The sequence below is a fragment of the Aquiflexum sp. genome, from assembly GCF_041751335.1.
GTDB lineage: Bacteria > Bacteroidota > Bacteroidia > Cytophagales > Cyclobacteriaceae > Aquiflexum.
In genome coordinates this window covers 1-2,142 of record NZ_JBGSXS010000370.1, presented here as the reverse complement: position 1 = coordinate 2,142, position 2,142 = coordinate 1, and the positions used below count along the sequence as shown (strand labels likewise).

The window sequence follows — 2,142 nt, the reverse complement described above, 5'->3', positions numbered from 1 at the left end:
CCTTAATGGCCACCACTTGATCGTAGATTTCATCAGGATTCAGGTTTCGCATGCGCTTAAGCCGTGCAGTGGCACAGAAGTTACAGTCCAGGCTGCAACCTACTTGGGAGGAGACACAGGCAGTGATTCTTTTGGTTGTCGGAATCAGGACAGATTCAACGATTTTCTCATCATAAAGCTTTACGGCATTTTTGATGGTGCCGTCCGTGGAGTGCTGCATCAGGTCCACCAATATGTGGTTGATGGTAAAGTTCTCTTTGAGCATTTCCCTTGTTTCTTTCGAGATATTGCTCATGTCATCGAAGTTTTTCAGGGACTTGTTCCAAAGCCATTCATACACCTGCTTGGCACGGAATTTCTTTTCACCTTGGGAAATAAAAAATTCTTCCAAATGTTCAAGGGTAAACTTTCTGATGTCTTTTTTTACGGTACTGTCCATGGGGCAAAGGTAGGGGATTTAAAGAACTTGTCCGTCGTGACGGATTGGAAGATTGAAAAATTGGAAAATTGGGACAGTAATTTTAGAAAACAAGAAATGTGGTTATTCATTCAACACCATTCAGCTAGGAAACTGCTGCCTTCTGAAGCCGTATACTTCAAAAATACAACTACCTTCTTAAGGCAACAGATTTTGTGGCTAATCGATAATGCCAGTTGTATCCAATGTGATGTTAGCTACTGTTTTCTTCATTATAATTTCATTAAATAACCCAAAATTAAATAAAATAGGCGAAGTCCACCATGCATAATAAGCTCCACAATTATTTAACCAAAGGTTTAAATTAAAACTATAATAACCCGTTCCAGACACAAATTCGGTCAAACAATTCCTATTATTTACAGTCAGATAAAACCCAACTATAAATAAAATGAAAATAAAATACAATCTGTAACTCTTCTGATTAACAGACTTTCTTATTAGGAATATTCCAATCCATGTAATAAGCAAAAATGGAATTACAAATCTTAATAATCCATTTGTCCAGATTGGAATTGCATTGAAAAATAAATCTATTACACTTTCAAATAGGTCATTATTTAGAAAAAGAAATGAAGTTGAAAAATAGAAAGTAGTTTTAATTTGTTTCTTCCACAAAAGATAAAATGCAATTGGAAAGAATAGGATAATATATACTTGATAGCCTACTTGATTGTGTTTTGCATATCCAATAATTGCTTCAAGGTTATGACTTGTAAAGTGGCTAGGTAAAAAAAACGAAAGCATAAAAAGAAGCCCCGAAGTAAGTATTAACATCTGTGTTGTTCTAGTCATTCTAGATATTTGTTTGCAAGTCTCTTATTTTCACCAAAGTATCCCTTATCTCTACAATACTTTCCCATTCCCTGTCTTTTTCTCCATGCTCGATGCCTACATAGCCGTGGTAGCCATGGGAAAGCACAATTTTCATCATACGCTCATAGTCTAATGGATATTGGTTTCCCTTGTCATCAAAGACAGTTGGTTTAAGACTGACACCTTTGGCCATGGGCATCAATTCATCCACACCCTGATAAGAGTCATAGGAAACATGTTTGTTCTCATCCCTAAAAATCCTAAAGTTGCCAAAATCCGGCAGGCTTCCTGCCCTTTTGTGGTCCGTCAGTTCGAGCATACCTACCAGCCATTTACCATAGCTTGAAAATCCCCCGTGGTTTTCAATAATGATGTTGATACCAAAATCATCTGCAAACTCACAAATAGATCGCATGCCATCTGCACAAAGCTTCATGGCTTCTGCTGCCATCTGTGGATCTGATGACCACGGAATTTCAGTATAGGCATTGATCCTGATGGAATGACAGCCTAAAAATTTGGCTGCTTCCACCCATTTTTTATGGTTTTCAACGGTCTGTTGCCTATCATCAGCAGCCTTGGCTCCCAAAGTCCCTTCCCTATCCACCATAATCAACACCTGGTCGATCCCCTCATTATCGCATCGTGTATTCATTTCCTTGAGATAGTTTCTGTCCTTAGCCTTATCCATAAAAAACTGATTGACATATTCCACAGCAAGGATTCCATGTTTTTTGGTCATCAATGGGAAATCAAGATGGTCCATCTGCCCGGAAAAGAGCAGCCGGTTGACGGACCATTCTGCAAGAGATATTTTGAACAAAGGGTCTTGTTTTTTCATAGTAAAA

2 protein-coding genes and 1 pseudogene are annotated in these 2,142 nt (G+C 38.1%); all 3 read right to left on the bottom strand.

Annotation, left to right across the window (positions count from 1 at the left end; genetic code table 11):
• Positions 1-439 (bottom strand): annotated as a pseudogene (locus tag ACEW8U_RS20010) (23S rRNA (adenine(2503)-C(2))-methyltransferase RlmN); the annotation flags it as partial.
• Positions 440-637: 198 nt separating this feature from the next.
• Positions 638-1,273, bottom strand: a complete 636-nt coding sequence (locus tag ACEW8U_RS20005) for a hypothetical protein (protein WP_373523825.1) — start codon at positions 1,271-1,273, stop codon at positions 638-640.
• Between the two features lies 1 nt (position 1,274).
• A partial coding sequence (locus ACEW8U_RS20000) for a sugar phosphate isomerase/epimerase family protein (protein WP_373523824.1) occupies positions 1,275-2,142 on the bottom strand: 868 nt, incomplete at its 5' end.